At 33.1% G+C, this 15,988-nt stretch carries 20 protein-coding genes and 1 pseudogene; 18 read left to right on the top strand and 3 right to left on the bottom strand.

Annotated features, from left to right (window positions below):
• Positions 1 to 35: 35 nt before the first annotated feature.
• The 6 genes from LQU93_RS07775 to LQU93_RS09985 all read left to right on the top strand — a co-directional run bounded on the left by LQU93_RS07775 (position 36) and on the right by LQU93_RS09985 (position 3,511).
• On the top strand, positions 36 to 563 hold the full coding sequence (locus LQU93_RS07775; protein ID WP_229933322.1) for a hypothetical protein: 528 nt from the start codon (positions 36 to 38) through the stop codon (positions 561 to 563).
• Positions 564 to 571: 8 nt separating this feature from the next.
• On the top strand, positions 572 to 1,561 hold the full coding sequence (locus tag LQU93_RS07770) for a glycosyltransferase family 2 protein (RefSeq protein ID WP_229933321.1): 990 nt from the start codon (positions 572 to 574) through the stop codon (positions 1,559 to 1,561).
• The gene (locus LQU93_RS07765; RefSeq protein WP_229933320.1) at positions 1,558 to 2,370 is read left to right on the top strand and encodes a glycosyltransferase; all 813 of its coding nucleotides are present in this window, start codon (positions 1,558 to 1,560) and stop codon (positions 2,368 to 2,370) included. Before LQU93_RS07770 ends, LQU93_RS07765 begins: the two co-directional genes overlap by 4 nt.
• 13 nt (positions 2,371 to 2,383) lie before the next feature.
• Complete coding sequence (locus tag LQU93_RS07760; protein WP_229933319.1) at positions 2,384 to 2,764, top strand: glycosyltransferase; 381 nt, start codon at positions 2,384 to 2,386, stop codon at positions 2,762 to 2,764.
• 74 nt (positions 2,765 to 2,838) lie between these two features.
• On the top strand, positions 2,839 to 3,408 hold the full coding sequence (locus tag LQU93_RS07755) for a glycosyltransferase (protein ID WP_229933318.1): 570 nt from the start codon (positions 2,839 to 2,841) through the stop codon (positions 3,406 to 3,408).
• Positions 3,383 to 3,511, top strand: a complete 129-nt coding sequence (locus LQU93_RS09985) for a hypothetical protein (RefSeq protein ID WP_268250061.1) — start codon at positions 3,383 to 3,385, stop codon at positions 3,509 to 3,511. Before LQU93_RS07755 ends, LQU93_RS09985 begins: the two co-directional genes overlap by 26 nt.
• A gap of 454 nt (positions 3,512 to 3,965) precedes the next feature.
• On the opposite strand, the gene LQU93_RS07750 is transcribed toward LQU93_RS09985, so the two are convergent.
• On the bottom strand, positions 3,966 to 4,907 hold the full coding sequence (locus LQU93_RS07750) for a sugar transferase (protein ID WP_229933317.1): 942 nt from the start codon (positions 4,905 to 4,907) through the stop codon (positions 3,966 to 3,968).
• 116 nt (positions 4,908 to 5,023) lie between these two features.
• Here LQU93_RS07750 and LQU93_RS07745 point away from each other — a divergent pair, with 116 nt between their 5' ends.
• From LQU93_RS07745 to LQU93_RS07730, 4 genes are read left to right on the top strand one after another with little or no spacing between them, the layout of a single operon-like run.
• A complete protein-coding gene (locus LQU93_RS07745) occupies positions 5,024 to 5,269 on the top strand; it encodes an RNA-binding S4 domain-containing protein (protein WP_229933316.1) in 246 nt (81 codons plus the stop codon).
• Entirely contained in the window at positions 5,266 to 5,673 is a 408-nt protein-coding gene (tsaE, locus tag LQU93_RS07740) for a tRNA (adenosine(37)-N6)-threonylcarbamoyltransferase complex ATPase subunit type 1 TsaE (RefSeq protein WP_229933315.1), read from the top strand. Before LQU93_RS07745 ends, tsaE begins: the two co-directional genes overlap by 4 nt.
• Complete coding sequence (gene lptB, locus LQU93_RS07735; protein WP_229933314.1) at positions 5,666 to 6,394, top strand: LPS export ABC transporter ATP-binding protein; 729 nt, start codon at positions 5,666 to 5,668, stop codon at positions 6,392 to 6,394. The genes tsaE and lptB overlap by 8 nt, the downstream gene beginning before the upstream one ends.
• Before the next feature lie 2 nt (positions 6,395 to 6,396).
• Positions 6,397 to 7,632: an RNA polymerase factor sigma-54 gene (locus LQU93_RS07730; protein WP_229933313.1), complete on the top strand. Its 1,236-nt coding sequence runs from the start codon at positions 6,397 to 6,399 to the stop codon at positions 7,630 to 7,632.
• A 2-nt stretch (positions 7,633 to 7,634) separates the two neighbouring features.
• Here the strand turns inward: LQU93_RS07730 and LQU93_RS07725 are convergent, their stop codons facing one another.
• Both LQU93_RS07725 and htpG read right to left on the bottom strand, forming a co-directional pair.
• Positions 7,635 to 8,459, bottom strand: coding sequence for an adenylosuccinate lyase (locus tag LQU93_RS07725; protein ID WP_229933312.1), 825 nt, complete (start codon positions 8,457 to 8,459; stop codon positions 7,635 to 7,637).
• Between the two features lie 89 nt (positions 8,460 to 8,548).
• Positions 8,549 to 10,411 (bottom strand): molecular chaperone HtpG, encoded by a 1,863-nt coding sequence (gene htpG / locus LQU93_RS07720; RefSeq protein WP_229933311.1) that lies wholly within the window; start codon positions 10,409 to 10,411, stop codon positions 8,549 to 8,551.
• A 132-nt stretch (positions 10,412 to 10,543) separates the two neighbouring features.
• Here htpG and LQU93_RS07715 point away from each other — a divergent pair, with 132 nt between their 5' ends.
• The 8 genes and pseudogenes from LQU93_RS07715 to hypA all read left to right on the top strand — a co-directional run bounded on the left by LQU93_RS07715 (position 10,544) and on the right by hypA (position 15,863).
• Positions 10,544 to 10,723, top strand: coding sequence for a DUF2157 domain-containing protein (locus tag LQU93_RS07715; protein WP_229933310.1), 180 nt, complete (start codon positions 10,544 to 10,546; stop codon positions 10,721 to 10,723).
• A gap of 12 nt (positions 10,724 to 10,735) precedes the next feature.
• A pseudogene (locus tag LQU93_RS07710) lies at positions 10,736 to 11,713 on the top strand (DUF2157 domain-containing protein); the annotation flags it as partial.
• Positions 11,713 to 12,186, top strand: coding sequence for a GDYXXLXY domain-containing protein (locus tag LQU93_RS07705; RefSeq protein WP_229933308.1), 474 nt, complete (start codon positions 11,713 to 11,715; stop codon positions 12,184 to 12,186). The pseudogene LQU93_RS07710 and the gene LQU93_RS07705, both read left to right, overlap by 1 nt.
• Positions 12,187 to 12,289: 103 nt before the next feature.
• Positions 12,290 to 13,102: a hydrogenase nickel incorporation protein HypB gene (gene hypB / locus LQU93_RS07700; RefSeq protein WP_229933307.1), complete on the top strand. Its 813-nt coding sequence runs from the start codon at positions 12,290 to 12,292 to the stop codon at positions 13,100 to 13,102.
• Entirely contained in the window at positions 13,102 to 13,389 is a 288-nt protein-coding gene (locus LQU93_RS07695) for a HypC/HybG/HupF family hydrogenase formation chaperone (protein ID WP_229933306.1), read from the top strand. Before hypB ends, LQU93_RS07695 begins: the two co-directional genes overlap by 1 nt.
• Positions 13,390 to 13,425: 36 nt before the next feature.
• A complete protein-coding gene (gene hypD, locus LQU93_RS07690; protein WP_229933305.1) occupies positions 13,426 to 14,520 on the top strand; it encodes a hydrogenase formation protein HypD in 1,095 nt (364 codons plus the stop codon).
• Positions 14,520 to 15,512 carry a hydrogenase expression/formation protein HypE gene (gene hypE / locus LQU93_RS07685; RefSeq protein WP_229933304.1) on the top strand — a complete coding sequence of 331 codons (993 nt, stop codon included), beginning with the start codon at positions 14,520 to 14,522 and terminating at the stop codon, positions 15,510 to 15,512. The genes hypD and hypE overlap by 1 nt, the downstream gene beginning before the upstream one ends.
• A gap of 9 nt (positions 15,513 to 15,521) precedes the next feature.
• Positions 15,522 to 15,863 (top strand): hydrogenase maturation nickel metallochaperone HypA, encoded by a 342-nt coding sequence (gene hypA / locus LQU93_RS07680; protein WP_229933303.1) that lies wholly within the window; start codon positions 15,522 to 15,524, stop codon positions 15,861 to 15,863.
• Positions 15,864 to 15,988: the final 125 nt, after the last annotated feature.

Genomic DNA, 15,988 nt, shown 5'->3' with positions numbered 1-15,988 from the left:
ATGATAGTATTATTGTCTATAGTAAGGATGAATGCATGCAAAAGGTTTTGCGTTGCACGGACAATCTAAATCCAAATGCTTGGCGTAAAATTTACAAAACATGCCTTTTTGATAATATTTGTTTTCCAAAGGGTAAAATTTACGAAGATTTAGCGACCATTCCGCTACTTATAGATAGGGTTGATAAGGTTGCATTTTGTGATAGGGTGGATTATTTTTATACTATTAGAAATAATTCTATAACAAACTCTAAATTAAATGCTTCTTCGATGCAGATATTTGGCATAATTGATGATTTGCAAACGCATTTTAAAGATCGCAAAGATATAATTAAGGCTTTGAATTACCACGCTATTTTAGTGGTTATAGGTTTTGTTGTGCGTTTTGATACGATAGATGATGATATATTTGCTACGCTTAAAAGAGTGCTTAAGAGCAAGGCTTTGTCTGTTTTAATTGATACTAAGGTAGAGATCAGGCATAGAGTTATTGCGTTTGTTATGGTTGCTTTTGGGATTAAAACATATAAGTTTTTAAGGCGTTGTTATAGATTGATAAAATAAGGTTTGATATGAAAAAATACGATGTTAGTGTAATAGTTCCAGTTTATAATGTAGAGAAATTTATCCAAAAATGTGCGGTAAGTTTGTTTGAGCAAGATCATGACAGTATAGAATATATCTTTGTAAATGACTGCACTCCTGATAATAGTATGCAAATTTTACAAGATGTCATAGATATGTATCCAAACAGAAAAGATGATGTAAGGATTATTAATAACCCAAAAAATATCGGACTAGGGCAGACTAGAAAGGCTGGATTTGATGCATCAAGTGCAAAATATATCATGTTTGTCGATAGTGATGATTGGACCCAGCCTGATATGATAAGCAGTATGTATCAAAAAGCAAAAGATGATGATGCTGATATAGTTTGTGCTGATAATTTTATAAATTACAATAAAACACAAGTGCATCAAAAACATATACGAGTAAGCACACTAAGTGATATAACCGATGCTAAAAAGTATTTTTTATATATAATGGCGATGTATGTTAGTGTTGGCGTTTGGGATAAGCTAAGTAAAAGAGAGCTTTTTGATAGTGTGGTTTTTCCTGATTTTCAATATGCTGAAGATATGTTTATAAATCTGCAGCTATTTTTTTATGCAAGTAAAATTTCTCATTTAAATCAAGCATTTTATCACTACCGAAAGACAAACAACACATCACTTACTTTTAATAGTACTAGCAAAAATGTGGTTAGAGACTATAAAATTTTATCAAGACGAGTTGATGAATTTTTTGAAAAAAATGGCATAGATGAAGGCAAAAAAGAGTATTTTTATATGGGACTTTTAAGTGTTGCCATCCCAGCAACGAGTGGAAATTTTAAAAATATGATAAACGAAATAAATCCAAAAGCTTATCATATAAAATACATTTTTAACAACAAATCTTTGTCGTTTTTTAGAAAGATTTGTTTTGCTAGCGTCTTTTTTGGTCTTGATTTTGTTGTGATATATGCTAGAAAAATTTATAGATTGTTAAAAAACATATGAAATTTTCAGTTTTGATCTCGGTATATTACAAAGAGCAATCTAGCTTTTTAGATAGGGCGTTAAGTAGCATTTGGCATGACCAGAGTGTAAAGCCATCACAGATTGTATTAGTATGCGATGGAATACTTACAGATGAATTGTATGAGTGCATATCAAAATGGCAAGATACTTTAAAAGATATGTTTAATGTTGTTAAACTAGAGCGTAATGTTGGATTAGCAGATGCCTTGCGTATAGGGCTTAATGAGTGCAGATATGAGCTAGTAGCCAGAATGGATAGTGATGATGTTAGTGTGCCAGATAGATTTGAAAAACAAATCGAGTTTTTTAAAACACATGATGTTGATGTATGTGGTGGTTGTGTTGCAGAATTTGACACTGATGAAAATTGTATTTATGCTTATAAAAAAGTGCCGCAAAATCACGATGAGATAGTAAAATTTGCAAAGTTTAGAAACCCTATAAATCATCCTAGTGTAATGTTTAAAAAAAGTTCTGTTTTTGCTGTTGATAGTTATGAAAGAATGCTTTATTTTGAGGATTATTATTTGTGGGTTAAGATGATGATGCAAGAAATGAAATTTTATAATATGAAAGAAGTTTTGGTTAAAATGCGAGCAGGACAAGGTCAGTTAAATCGTCGCGCGGGGGGGCAGTATGCACTATGTGAGTTTAAATTTCTTAAAAGATTATATGATGTAAGATTTTTAAAATTTCATGAATTTGTGCTAAATGCGGCAATAAAATTTGCAATAAGAATTATGCCACGAACGATAATAAAACGAATTTATTTGATTTTAAGAGAGTAATATAAGGAGAGTAGTGAAAGTGTTTATAATTGGAAGTATTGCTTCCATGATGATAAATTTTAGAAAGGAGTTGATTTTAGAGCTTGTAAAAGAGCATGAAGTATTTTGTTTGTGTAGCGATTATGACGATGAAAGTAGAGCGGTTATTGCCAAACTTGGTGCTACAGCGATTGATTATTCTTTAAACTCAAAAGGGTTAAATCCGATAAAAGATCTATTTGCCTTTATTGGGCTGTGTAAAATTTTAAAATATTATAAACCAGATGTTGTATTTTGCTTTTTTGTAAAACCAGTGATTTATAGTGCCATAGCTTCAAAATTTAGCAAAATAAAACGAGCAGTAGGCATGATTGAAGGACTTGGCAATGCCTTTGTTGTGCATAAAATGGAGTAAATTTTAAAACTAAACTTATAAAATATGTCCAGGTTATTTTATATAAAATTTCTTTACCTTTGCTTGATGCATTGGTGTTTTTAAATAAAGATGACAAAAATGATTTAATAAATGCGTATGGCATAAAAACCAAGCAAATATATATTTTAGGTGGTATTGGTGTGGATTTGACTAAATTTTCTTATCAAATTGCACCAATTAATCCAGTTAGTTTTATATTTGTAGCTAGACTTCTTGCCGAAAAAGGAATTTTTGAATATATTCAAGCAGCAAAAGCCATTAAAGAAAAATACAAATATGTGAAATTTTATGTACTTGGATCATTTGATGAGAATAACCCTTTTTCAATTAAAAAAGATGAAATAGCAAAGCATGTTGCAGCAGGAGCAATTGAGTTTATCGGCTTTGTTAAAAACGTAAAAGAGTATATTGCAAATAGTTCAGTTTTTGTTTTGCCGTCGTATTATAAAGAAGGCGTTCCAAGAAGCACACAAGAGGCTATGGCGATAGGAAGAGCTGTTATCACAACTAATAGCGTTGGATGCAAAGAAACGGTAGAAGATGGCGTAAATGGCTTTTTGGTGCCACCTTGTGATAGTGAAATTTTGGCTGAAAAAAATGATATATTTTATACAAAATCCTGATAAAATAGTCCAAATGGGCACAGAAAGCAGAAAGATAGCAGAAGAGAAATTTGATGTTTATAAACAAAATCAAAAGCTTATAAAGATAATTTTTAATGAGTAAATTTATTGGATTTTGGTTTAATTTTAACTTTAATATCTTGTGTTTTTTATTAATTTTTTTTACGATAACATATGTTTTTAATTTGAATGTGTATTTTTAAATAAGGTTAAAATTTGCTTTGTATTGGTTTTTAAAAAATTTTAAAACAAGCGTAGCGTTTTTGTGAAGAAAAAATGTTTTTATAAAATTTCTCAAGCCCAAAGGGCGACGGTAGCGACCGAAGCTAAGAGAATACCGCTCACGAAGTGATGTTTCTGTAAAAAAGCAAAGCAAAAAAGTAAAGCCAAAGTGATGTGGGAGTAGCTTCTTAAGTCAAAAAGGGTGTAATGCAGACTAAGTAAAGTTAGGCTATGAAGCGTAGCATAGTTGTGTAAAAATAAAAATGTATTTCATTTTTACAAACATTATTAAACTACAAAAACATTCAAGGACACAGTAAATTTACTATACTTGTCTATCTGCCTTTTTTCCCAAACACAACGGCTAGTGTTTTAGCTATCGTTAAAATTTCTAGCCAAAGTGACCAGTGTTTGATGTAGTAAAGATCATACATTAGCTTTTGTTTGGCATCATACGCATTTGTGCCATATGGGTAATTCACCTGTGCCCAGCCCGTGATGCCAGGGCGAACGAGATGTCGTTCGTTGTAGTATGGGATCTCTTTTTCAAACAGATCTATCCAGTATTTTCGCTCAGGGCGAGGACCTATTAGGTGCATTTCGCCTTTTAGCACATTTATGCATTGCGGTATCTCATCGATGCGTGTTTTTCGCATAAATTTCCCAAACTCAAAAACCCTATCATCATTTTGACTGGCAAATTTTGCACCATTTTTTTCGGCATCAAGGCTCATGGAACGAAATTTTATGCAATTAAATTCTTTGTTATTTAGTCCAACTCGTTTTTGAGAAAAATAAATATCCCCCGGCGACTGCTTATCTATCTTTTTTTTCACATAAAATTTCACAAAAAAATGCACCACAAATAAAACACTAGCACCTAAATAATCAACAATTCGCTTTACAATCAGCTGCACAAAATTATAAGGCTTTATATCGTTTAGAAAATTTAGATCCCTATCTTCATCTGGGATGTAGCATTTTTTTAAGTATCTTTCTAGTAGTTTTTCTATCGTAATGATGTGTATTTTTCTATGTTGCTTACGAAATTGCAAAAGCGTGAGATATTTTATCATTTTGCTATCTACTGGTGCTTTTGTGTTGATAACTAGGTATTTATACGGCTTTGTTGTTATGAGATTTTCTATCTCTTTTCTGGTTTGTCTTGATAAATTTTCTTGATGGTTTATGAAGCTTATTGTTTTAAATTTTGTTTTAAGTCTTTTTATATCTAGCTTATCAAAGTCGTATTTGCTACCAATAATTAATAATGACAATTATCACCTGCTTTAATTTATTTATTGTGTGACATTTTACTATAATCATGCTCAATAATGCAATAGATTTTAAAAACTTGGCTTAATTTTCAGCTAATTTTGGTTAAAATTAAAAGATGAGAGTGGATAAGTATTTAAATGTGGTTAATATAACAAAGCGTAGAGCTGTGAGTGAAGATATGTGTAAAAGTGGCGTTGTGAGTATAAACGGCGTAGTTGCAAAACCAAGCAAGGATGTTAAAATAGGGGATAAAATCACTATAAAATTTATTACTCGTGAAGTAAGCTATGAGGTGTTAGCCATACCTACTACTAAATCTATCCCAAAAATAGCACAAAGTGAGTATGTAAAAGAGCTATGAAATTTACTCTTGGCTTAGATGAGTTAGATGTGCTGGTAAAACATTTGCCAAAAGATGGCATTATTTTATTGGTTGGTGATTTGGCTAGTGGCAAGACAACACTTACAAAGCACATCGTTTCGCATCACAAAATAGATCAAAATGTGACATCTCCAACATTTAGCATCATGCAAACTTATATCGGTGAAAATTTTACAATATATCACTATGATATATATCAAAATGGATTAGATGGCATGATAAAAAATGGTTTAATTGAAAATTTATTTCAGGATGGTTTGCATATCGTTGAATGGGGCGATGAGAGACTTGAAAGATTGCTTAAAAAATACGAGTTGCCATATACTAAAATCATAATAACTCAGACAGATGATGCAAGAACTTACGAGGTTGAAAGTGCATAAATTACAAGTAAAAGAATTAACAAAAACGATTAAAAAAACGCAAATCATAAAAGGTATATCTTTAGAAATAAGCAGTGGTGAAGTTGTTGGATTGCTTGGTCCAAACGGTGCTGGTAAAACAACTACTTTTTATATGATATGTGGGCTTATAAGTCCTAGCTCTGGTGGCGTATATCTAGATGAAAAGGACGTCACATCTATAGCACTTCATAAAAGAGCGACTATGGGCATAGGTTACTTACCGCAAGAATCAAGCATTTTTAAAGACTTAAGCGTTGAAGAAAATCTACTTTTAGGAGCTGAGTTAATCTATAAAGATAAAAACACATGTGCAAAAAAAGTAGATGAAATGCTTGAGCTCTTAAACATAGAGCCTATTAGAGAACGAAAGGGTGTAAGCCTTAGCGGTGGCGAAAGACGTAGATGTGAGATAGCTAGAAGTCTTATGATAACGCCTAAATTTTTACTTCTTGATGAACCATTTGCTGGAGTTGATCCAATAGCAGTAAGTGACATACAAAGTATAGTAAAGGATCTAAAAAAACTTGGAATAGGGGTTTTAATAACAGATCATAATGTAAGAGAAACCCTGGCTATATGTGATCGTGCATATGTTATCAAGGATGGTTCGTTACTAGCTAGTGGTAGTGCCGATGATGTAGCAAATGATAAAAATGTCAGAACGCACTATCTTGGTAAAGACTTTAAGCTTTTAGAGTAAAAATGCTACGTCAGAAGTTAGCTCAAGCACCAAAAACAAAGCTAAATCAAACACTTAGGTCTTGGCTTGATGTGCTAATGTGCGGTGCTGATGAGCTAAAAGAGACGATTCAAGGACTAAGCGATAAAAATCCGTTTGTTGATATTCAAACTAATTTTAAACAAAGCAAAAAGAGCTATTTTAGGCAAATAAGTAAAAATACCATAAACGATAATTCTGAATTATATACTATAGACACTCCTAGTCTTTATGATGTGTTGCTTTCTCAGATATCGCCGCCACTTTTTCCTACTTTAAAATCACAAAATATTGCTTTTAAAATTATTGAGTGTATAGATGATGAGGGGTATTTTGAGTATGATGATGATGTTTTAAGTGGATTTGATGTCGCAGACATAGAGCGAGTAAGAGCTAGATTTGCTTATCTTGAGCCAAGTGGAGTAGGGGCATGTAGCGTAAATGAGTGCATGAAATTTCAGCTTGTTGAGCTTGATTTAGATGATGATTTACAAAAAACATGTGAAATTTTAATCGATAATCTTGACACGATTTCAAATTATAAACATCTAAAACTATACAGCAGCGCAGTAGCCATTATAAAAAAGTTAAAAAATCCCCCAGCAATTGAATACTTGCACTCAAGCACAAATGTTACGCCAGATATATGTATAAATACAGATGATGGCATAAAAGTAAGCATAAATGATGAAGTTTATCCGCTGGTGGTGATTGATACTGAAGGGATTGATGAGAGAATGGAGTTTGTTGCTTCGCATGTAAAATCGGCAAAAGAGCTAGTTGATGCACTGGAGTTACGCAAAGCAACGCTTTATAAAATAGGGCTTATGATAGTTGAGTATCAGTATGATTATTTTATGGGTGGTGACATAAAGCCGATGAGATTAAAAGATATCGCTGATGAGCTTGGGCGAAGTGCTTCGACTATCTCTCGTGCAATCGCAAATAAATACATTGATACGCCACGTGGAACCATAGCAATAAAGAGCTTTTTTAGCACGGCACTTGATGATGAGATCTCAAATGCTGCGATTAAATCGTATGTCAGTGAACTTGTCAAAAATGAAAATAGAGCAAAGCCATTAAGCGATAATCAAATTTTAGAGCTAATTAGGCTAAAATTTGGTGTAAATATGGTTCGTCGAACTATCACAAAATATCGCAAAAGCCTAAATATAGCTAGTTCTAGCGAAAGAAAACGTATATATGCTATTGCGTAAATTTATGCACTTATAAATGCTTCTTGGCTTTTGTAAAATGGCTTTAAATTTTCATATGCTTGCTGTATCGCTTCAAACTGTTTTCTATAGGCGTTTTTTACATGCTCGGATTTTGCGGTGTGGCGGTCTGGATGATATATTTTAACCAGCGATAAGTATTTTTGTCTCACTTCATCATAGCTTGAGTTTATTTCACATTGAAGAGTTTTAAAATTTTCTTCAAGCAAACCTGCTAATGCCTGAAAACGGTTTATAAATTTTGATGAGTTTTGTGTTTTGAAATTTCTTATAAATTTATCAAACTCAATTTCATTTACTTTAAATTCTACTATAAATTTTAAGTGGTTTTTGTTAGACATCATTGTTTTTATAGTGTCTATTTCTGTTTTATTTTGTATTTTTATATTTAATCTTGTGCCTATTTCATTTAGTTTAAAACTCGGATTTTTAAGGCTTTTAATTATGTAGCTTAAAAATGCCTTATCGCTTTTATCAAGTCTAAAAATAATCTCATTCTTACTAAATAATACATTTACTTTTAAAATTTTTGATAGAGTGTTTTGTTGCACGTAGTTTAGTTTTATAGTTTTGTATTCGGCAAAATTTATATTTAGTATTTTGCCAGTATCTTTTTCATATAGTTTTTTTATAAATTTCAAAAAGTATCTTCGCTGAGTTATCTCATTTTCATCATAAAATGATATCACCTTGCCCATGCTTGCTATGCGTTTTGAGAAGTTTTTGTTTATTAGCTCACTTAACTCGCCAAAAAGCCTATTATCGGCAGTTTTTATTGTAAATGACTCAAGATTGTGTGTTATATTCATATAGAATCTCCATGAAATTTTATACTATCAAGCAAAATATGTTCCATTAGTGGATTATAGCCTTAAAATTTTAAGGCTATAATTTAAATTTATATTGCTTTTATCATTAATTTGGTTAAAATTTTCGCAAATTCACTTGGATTTTGTATCGGTTCGCCACTCTCAAGTCTTGCAATATCCAACAATGCACGTGATATATCACTAGTCATGAGTGGATTTTCTTCAAGTTTGGCATAAATTTCGTGTTTTGCATTTATTTCTAGTATTGGCTTAACTTTTGGCAAATCGCTTTGTCCCATCTGTTTTAGCATCTGTTGCATTGCAAAATCTGGATCATTTTTATCATATATTAATACCGCAGCCGAGTCGCTTAAGCGTGAGCTGATACGCACATCCTTAACCTCGTCTTTTAAAATTTCACGCATTTTTACTAGCGTATTTGCCACTTTGCTCTCATCGACTTTTGTTTGCTCTTCATCTACTTTTATTTCGTCATTGATGTCAGCATGAGAGACTGATTTTATTGGTGTTTTATCATACTCATTTACCATTGGCATTACGATTGTGTCTATCTCTTCATCCATGATAAGCACTTCTATATCTTTTGCCTTAAAGCTCTCAAGTAAAGGCGAGTTTTTAAGCATATTTTCGTTGTTTCCACTGATGTAGTATATGCTTTTTTGATCCTCTTTCATTGCTTCTTTATATTCTTTTAAGCTTATTAGACCATCTCTTTTGCTAGATTTAAATAAAGTTAGTTCTAAAATCGCATCTTTATCGTTGCCAAAGCCATAAAGTCCCTCTTTTAAAACTTTGCCAAAAATTTCATAAAATTTCAGATATTTTTCTTTATCATTTTGTTTAAATTTAGCCAATTCGCTTAGTATTTTTTTAACGCTTTGCTCTTTTACGCTTCTCATTATCGCATTTTCTTGTAAAATTTCACGACTGACATTTAGCGGTAGATCCTCTACGTCAATTACACCTTTTATAAAACGCAAATATGGTGGCAACAGCTCTTTTGCATCATCTGTTATAAACACACGCTTTACATATAGTTTTACACCGCTTTCATAATCAACTCTAAATAGATCAAACGGCTGTGTTGCTGGGACGTAAAATAGTGTTGAGTATTCGATTTTGCCCTCAGCTTTTGTGTGCATGTGTAAAAGCGGATCGGTGCTGTCGTGTGAAATTTGCTTGTAAAAATCATTATATTCTTGCGTTTTTATACTAGCTTTGTTTAACCTCCAAAGTGCTGAAGCTTTATTAATTTGTGTATTTTTTGTCTCATAACTTGGCTCTTTTTCATCATCTTTTGGTGCAACATACTCTGTTTTATCCATGAATATAGGATAAGGTATATGGTTTGAGTATTTTTTGATGATATTTTCTATACGCCACTCATCTGTAAATTCATCATCGTTTAAATATAGCGTTATGCTTGTGCCATGCGTGTCTTTTTGCGTCTTTTCTATCTCGTATGATGTTGCGTCTGAACTCCATTTAAACGCTTCATCTGTATTGGTCTTTTTGCTTACAACATCTATTTTTGATGCAACCATAAAGGCCGAGTAAAAGCCAACACCAAACTGTCCGATTAGAGAGCTATCTTTTTTCGCATCGCCTGAAAGCTCTTTTATGAAGCTTTTTGTTCCACTTTTTGCGATTGTGCCAAGGTTTGTGATTAGCTCATCTTTGCTCATGCCTATACCGCTATCGCTTATTGTTAGAGTTTTTGCATCTTTGTTAAATGAGATATCTATTTTTGGAGTGTAGCTTAGAGATTTGAAATTTTCATCAGTCAAGCATAGATAATTTAGCTTATCTAGTGCGTCACTTGCGTTTGAAATCAGCTCTCGTAAGAAAATTTCTTTATTTGAATACAGCGAGTGTATCATTAAATTTAACAGGTCATTTACCTCTGTTTGAAACTCAAATTTATCTGCCATTTTATATCCTTGTTTTGAAATTTTTAGCACATTATACTACAAAGTGCTAAAAATATTTTTAAACTTGATAGTATTTATATCAATGTTTCATTTTAATAAATTTTGTTATAATTACACTTTAAGGAAAAGGCAATGAAATTTATACATAAATCTTTTTTAAAAAATGAAGTTAAGCAGTGGGAAAAAGACGGCATAATCACAGATGATCAGGCTGAGAAAATTTTAGCCATTTACAATATCAAGTCCGATGAAAATAGCAGTATTTTAACGCTACTAGCTTATTTATTTTTTGGACTTTCTTTGCTTGTTTGAGTTGGTGCAAATTGGCAAGAGATACCTGAGTTTGTGCGTATATGTTTGCTAATTTTGCTTAATATCGTCGTTGGTTTTGCGGGGCATTTTTGGCACAAAAAGGGCAATGAAAACTACTCTGCAGGACTGTTTTTTCTAGCTACGCTAATTTTTTGTTCTAGTATTGCCCTTGTCTCGCAAATGTATCATATAAATAGATATTATCCAGATGGATTATTGCTGTGTGTAATTGGTGCATTTATACCTGCTTTGGTGTATAAAAATAGCGTTTTAACCGGCTTTATGCTTATGTTTTCAACATTTTGGGCGTTGGCTGATATGTATTATAAGGGCAGCTTAAGTATGCTTTATTTGCTTTTTATAACCGCTGGTATTTATGTGTTTATAAAAAGAGGTGGGCGATTTTTGTCATATGCGATTTTTATTAGTATTTATTGTTTTATTATTTTTAGAGATGTTTTGTTTTTTGATTATACTAGCTATGCATTGATTTTTGTTACACTTTCGTATGCTTTTTTAACCATTGTGCTTTCACGTTTTATTTTTTGTGAGAGAGGGAGATATTTTTATCAAATTGCGTTTTTGTTTTCTTGCTTGATGCTTATATTTTTGCAATTTAGCTCAGACTATGTGTTTTTAGAGTATAGTTTTAGTTTATATTTTATGTCAGTTTTTGTAGTTTTTTGTATTTTAAGCATAGCAATATCTGCGTATTTTAAAAATTTAATTTTAGTTTTATTTGGTCTTGTGCTTTTGATATTGCCTTTTGCTATTGTGCATATAGGCTTTATGGGTGCGATTTTTTCGATAATTAGTGTGATTGTTGGTGCATATTTGGTTAAACAAGGTGAGCTTTTTGCTGGATTTAGTTTGATTTTAATTACAGCGATTATTAGATATATCGAGCTTGTGGGTGATTATATCGGTGCTAGTGTGTTATTTTTGGTTTGTGCTGTAATTATGCGTTTTATAGCAAAAAAGGGTAAGTGATGAGAAAAAATATTAAAATTTTTGCAGTGCTGTTTCAGCCTATTGTAATTGTGCTGTTTTTTTGTTATGCCATTGCTCCAATTTATTTTGGAAAAGATGTGATAATGCCAACAAATGGGTATGACCCAAGAGATTATTTTCGTGGTGATTATGTTGATTTAAGATATGATTTTAATGATATGTCAAGCAGTGTAAGTGAAGATGGAAATTTTAGCGTAATTTATGCCTTGCTAGATGAAAAAGATGGGATTTATTATACTAAAAGTATTAGCAAAATAAAGCCAAAAGATGGGCTTTATATACGTGGTTTTTTATATGATTATCGTAGTAAATTTGGCGTAGAAAATTATTTTTTACCACCAAAACAGGCTAAAAATTTAGAGAGTGATTTAATGGACGTAAATACTACAATTTATGCAAATTTAAGGATACTAAATGGAGAAGCTAGAATTATTGGCTTAAAAACCAAGTAATCACAGCTATTTATTAAAAATTTGTTTAAAATAGTGTTGATTTTATATAAATTTCAATTGCAAAGCGTTATAATGATAAAAATTTTAAAATAAAGGACATAAAATGTGCAAAGATTGCGGATGCTCTATCCCAAAAGATCACGATCATTCACACACTCATGCTGATGGCACTACACATAGTCATTCTCACGATCATGATCATGCTCACTCACACGGACACTCTCATGATCACTCTCATCATGAGCATGCAAACCCTACGTTAAACGATAAAAAAACAATTGATGTTATTAGTAAAATTTTAAGTGCAAACGATGAACAAGCTCAAAAAAATAGAGCATGGCTTGATGGACACAAAATTTTATCACTAAATTTAATGAGTAGTCCAGGAAGTGGTAAAACGACATTGCTTGAAGCGACTATCAAAAGTGGAGAGTATAAAATCGGTGTTGTTGAGGGTGATTTAGAGACCAATCAAGATGCAAACCGCATAATAAAAGCTGGTGGCAAAGCACATCAAATAAGCACAGGACAAGCCTGTCATCTAGACGCATTTATGGTGCATGATGGACTTCATCATCTGCCATTAAGTGAGCTTGATGTGGTTTTTGTAGAAAATGTTGGAAATTTAGTGTGCCCTGCAAGTTATGATGTAGGAACTCATATAAATGTTGTTCTTATTTCAGTGCCTGAGGGCGATGATAAGGTCGCAAAATATCCTGTGATGTTTCGCTCAGCAGATGTCGTAATCATCTCAAAAATCGATTTATTGCCTCATTTTGATTTTGACGTGCAAAAGGTAAAAGATGAAGCAAGAAAACTTAATCCAAAAGTCGATATTATCGAGATAGATAGTAAAAACGGCGAGGGTGTTAGAAAGTGGCTTGATTTTATAAAGTATAAAAAAGAGTATAGATAATGTGCCTATCAATTCCATCTCGCGTCATTGAGATTGACGAGCAAAATGTAGCTTTGGTAGAGACTCTTGGCGTAAAAAGACGAGTTAGCTTGGATCTGATTAGCGAAGATGTGGCTGTTGGGGACTTTGTGCTGATTCACGTTGGCTTTGCTATGGAGAAAATAGACACCAAAATCGCACTTGAGAGCTTAGAAATTTACAGACAAATTGCACAAGATATGCAAGATGGTGTGATAGATCAAAGCGAGGGCGACATGGGGCTTAGTGAGTTAAGCTCAACTAAGTAATTTATGCAATATTAAATTTAAACGCTAGGGATTATTATGGATTTGATAAATGATTATCGCGACGAGAGATTGATCCTAGCACTGTCTAGCTTGATTAAAAAAGAGAGTGTAAAACCGCTAAATATCATGGAGATATGTGGCGGACATACGCATAGTATTATGAAATTTGGACTTTCTGATTTGGTTGGAGATAATATAAACTTTATCCATGGACCGGGCTGTCCTGTGTGCGTGATACCAAAACAAAAAATTGATGAAGCGTGTAAGTTAGCAAGTATGCCAAATACGATATTTTGCACACTTGCTGATATGCTAAGGGTTCCTGGCTCAAATACAAGTTTGCAAAAATTAAGGGCTAGTGGATGTGATATAAGGGCTTTGTATTCGCCGCTTGATTGTATTAAGATATCTCAGCAAAATGCAGATAAAAATGTTATATTTTTTGCGATTGGGTTTGAAACTACAACGCCAATGAGTGCAAATATCATCAATCAAACTCTAAATTTAGGCATAAAAAATCTTTTTTTTCATATAAATCATGTGCGTGTGCCTGAGCCTGTAATGGCGATAATGGATGATAAAGATGTGAGAATAGATGCGTTTTTAGGACCAAGTCACGTAAGCGTAATAACAGGGTATAAAATTTACGAACAAATCGCACAAAAATACAAAAAACCAATTGCCGTTAGCGGATTTGAACCGCTTGATGTGATGGCTGGTGTGTTAAATTTAGTGCGTCAGCAAAATGCAAATACTCACGAAGTTTTTAATGAGTATGATAGGATTGTTACAAGAGATGGAAATTTAAAGGCACAAGGCTTGATTGATGAGTTTTTTGTACAAAGTGATTTTGTGTGGAGAGGACTTGGTAAGATAGCTAAGAGTGGCTATGAGCTAAAAGATGAGTATGATGGCATAAATGCTAAAAAGGTGTTTGACTGCGATGTGGTAAGCAAGGGCGAGAGCAAGGCATGTATATGTGGTGAAATTTTGCGTGCGAAAGCCAAGCCTTATGATTGTAAGGTTTTTGCAAAAGCATGCACTCCGCAAAACCCGATCGGCTCGTGCATGGTCTCTGGAGAAGGGGCTTGTGCGGCGTATTATAAATACGGCAAGAAAGAGGTTATATAGTGAAAAATATAATGTTAGCTCATGGTGGCGGTGGTGTCGAGATGAACTCGCTAATAAATGATATAATATTTGAAATTTTTGATAATGATATTTTAAAAAGAGCCGATGATAGTGCCGTGCTTGGGGAGTTTAAAAACTTAGCTTTTAGCACTGATAGTTTTGTGGTCGATCCTATTAAATTCAACGGTGGAGATATCGGCAAGATAGCTGCTTGTGGGACAATAAATGATCTGGCTATGGTTGGTGCATCGGCAAAATATCTAAGCTGTGCAGTCATAATAGAAGAGGGGCTTGATATACAGACCTTAAAAGATGTTTTAAACTCACTTGCAAATATCTGCCGTGATAGTGATGTCAAAGTCGTGTGCGGAGATACTAAAGTCGTGCCACGCGGAAAGTGTGATAAAATTTTTATAAACACTTCTGGAGTGGGAGAAATTTTAGTGCCAAATATCGGTGTAAATAGCCTAAAATCAGGAGCTAGAGTTTTGCTTAGTTCTGATATTGGACGTCATGGTGGTGTGATACTAGCAAGTAGAAATGAGTTTGAGCTACAAAGTGAGCTACAAAGTGATTGTAAGAGCCTAAAAGGTGTAGTAAATGCACTTATAAGTGCTGGTATTAAGCCACTTTGTATGCGTGATGCGACACGTGGTGGTTTAAGTGCTGTGTTAAATGAGTGGGCTGTGGCTAGTGGGCTTGAAATTTTGGTTCATGAAAACAAGATAAATGTTTGCGATGAGGTGCAAGGTATTTGTGAGTTGCTTGGATTTGAGCCGTATGAGTTAGCAAATGAAGGCACTTTTGTAGTAGCCGTAGATGAGTGTGATGCTCAAAAAACTCTTGAAATTTTAAAGAGCTTTGATGAAAATGCTAGTGAGATTGGTGAAATTTTAGATAGTAAAAATTCACGTGTAATTATACAAAATGCTTACAAATCACGAAGATTTTTAGAGCCTCCAAAGGGTGAGTTGTTGCCACGAATATGTTAAAGGATACTGATGCACGAACTAAGTATAGCTCAAAATTTACTCGCTTTATGTGAAAAAAACGCACAAGAAAACAATGCTACTAAAATCACTAAAATTCATATAAAAATTGGACGATTAAGCGGTGTTGAGGCTCATTATTTACAGTCTGCTTTTTCTGTACTTCAGCCAGAGAGTGTGTGTGAAGACGCAGAGCTAGTATGTCATACGCAAGAGGTTATTGTTGAATGCGATAAGTGTGGATTTAATGGTGAGCTTGTTAAAAATGAGTTTATCTGTCCGCAGTGTAAATCAACAAACCTTAAAGTAACAGACGGCGAAGATATGTATTTAATGCGACTTGAAATGCGATAAAATAATTTATATATTTTACTAGGCACCAACCCATCACTATAACATAACAATACTTATTAAAACACCAAACAATAATACTTTAAACACTTATAAAATTAAAAAACTATTTTTCACTTCTGTTATGA

The sequence above is a fragment of the Campylobacter majalis genome (genome assembly GCF_905120465.1).
Taxonomy (GTDB): domain Bacteria; phylum Campylobacterota; class Campylobacteria; order Campylobacterales; family Campylobacteraceae; genus Campylobacter_A; species Campylobacter_A majalis.
Note: the sequence above shows the minus strand (reverse complement) of the source record. Positions and strands in the feature narration are given on the sequence as shown.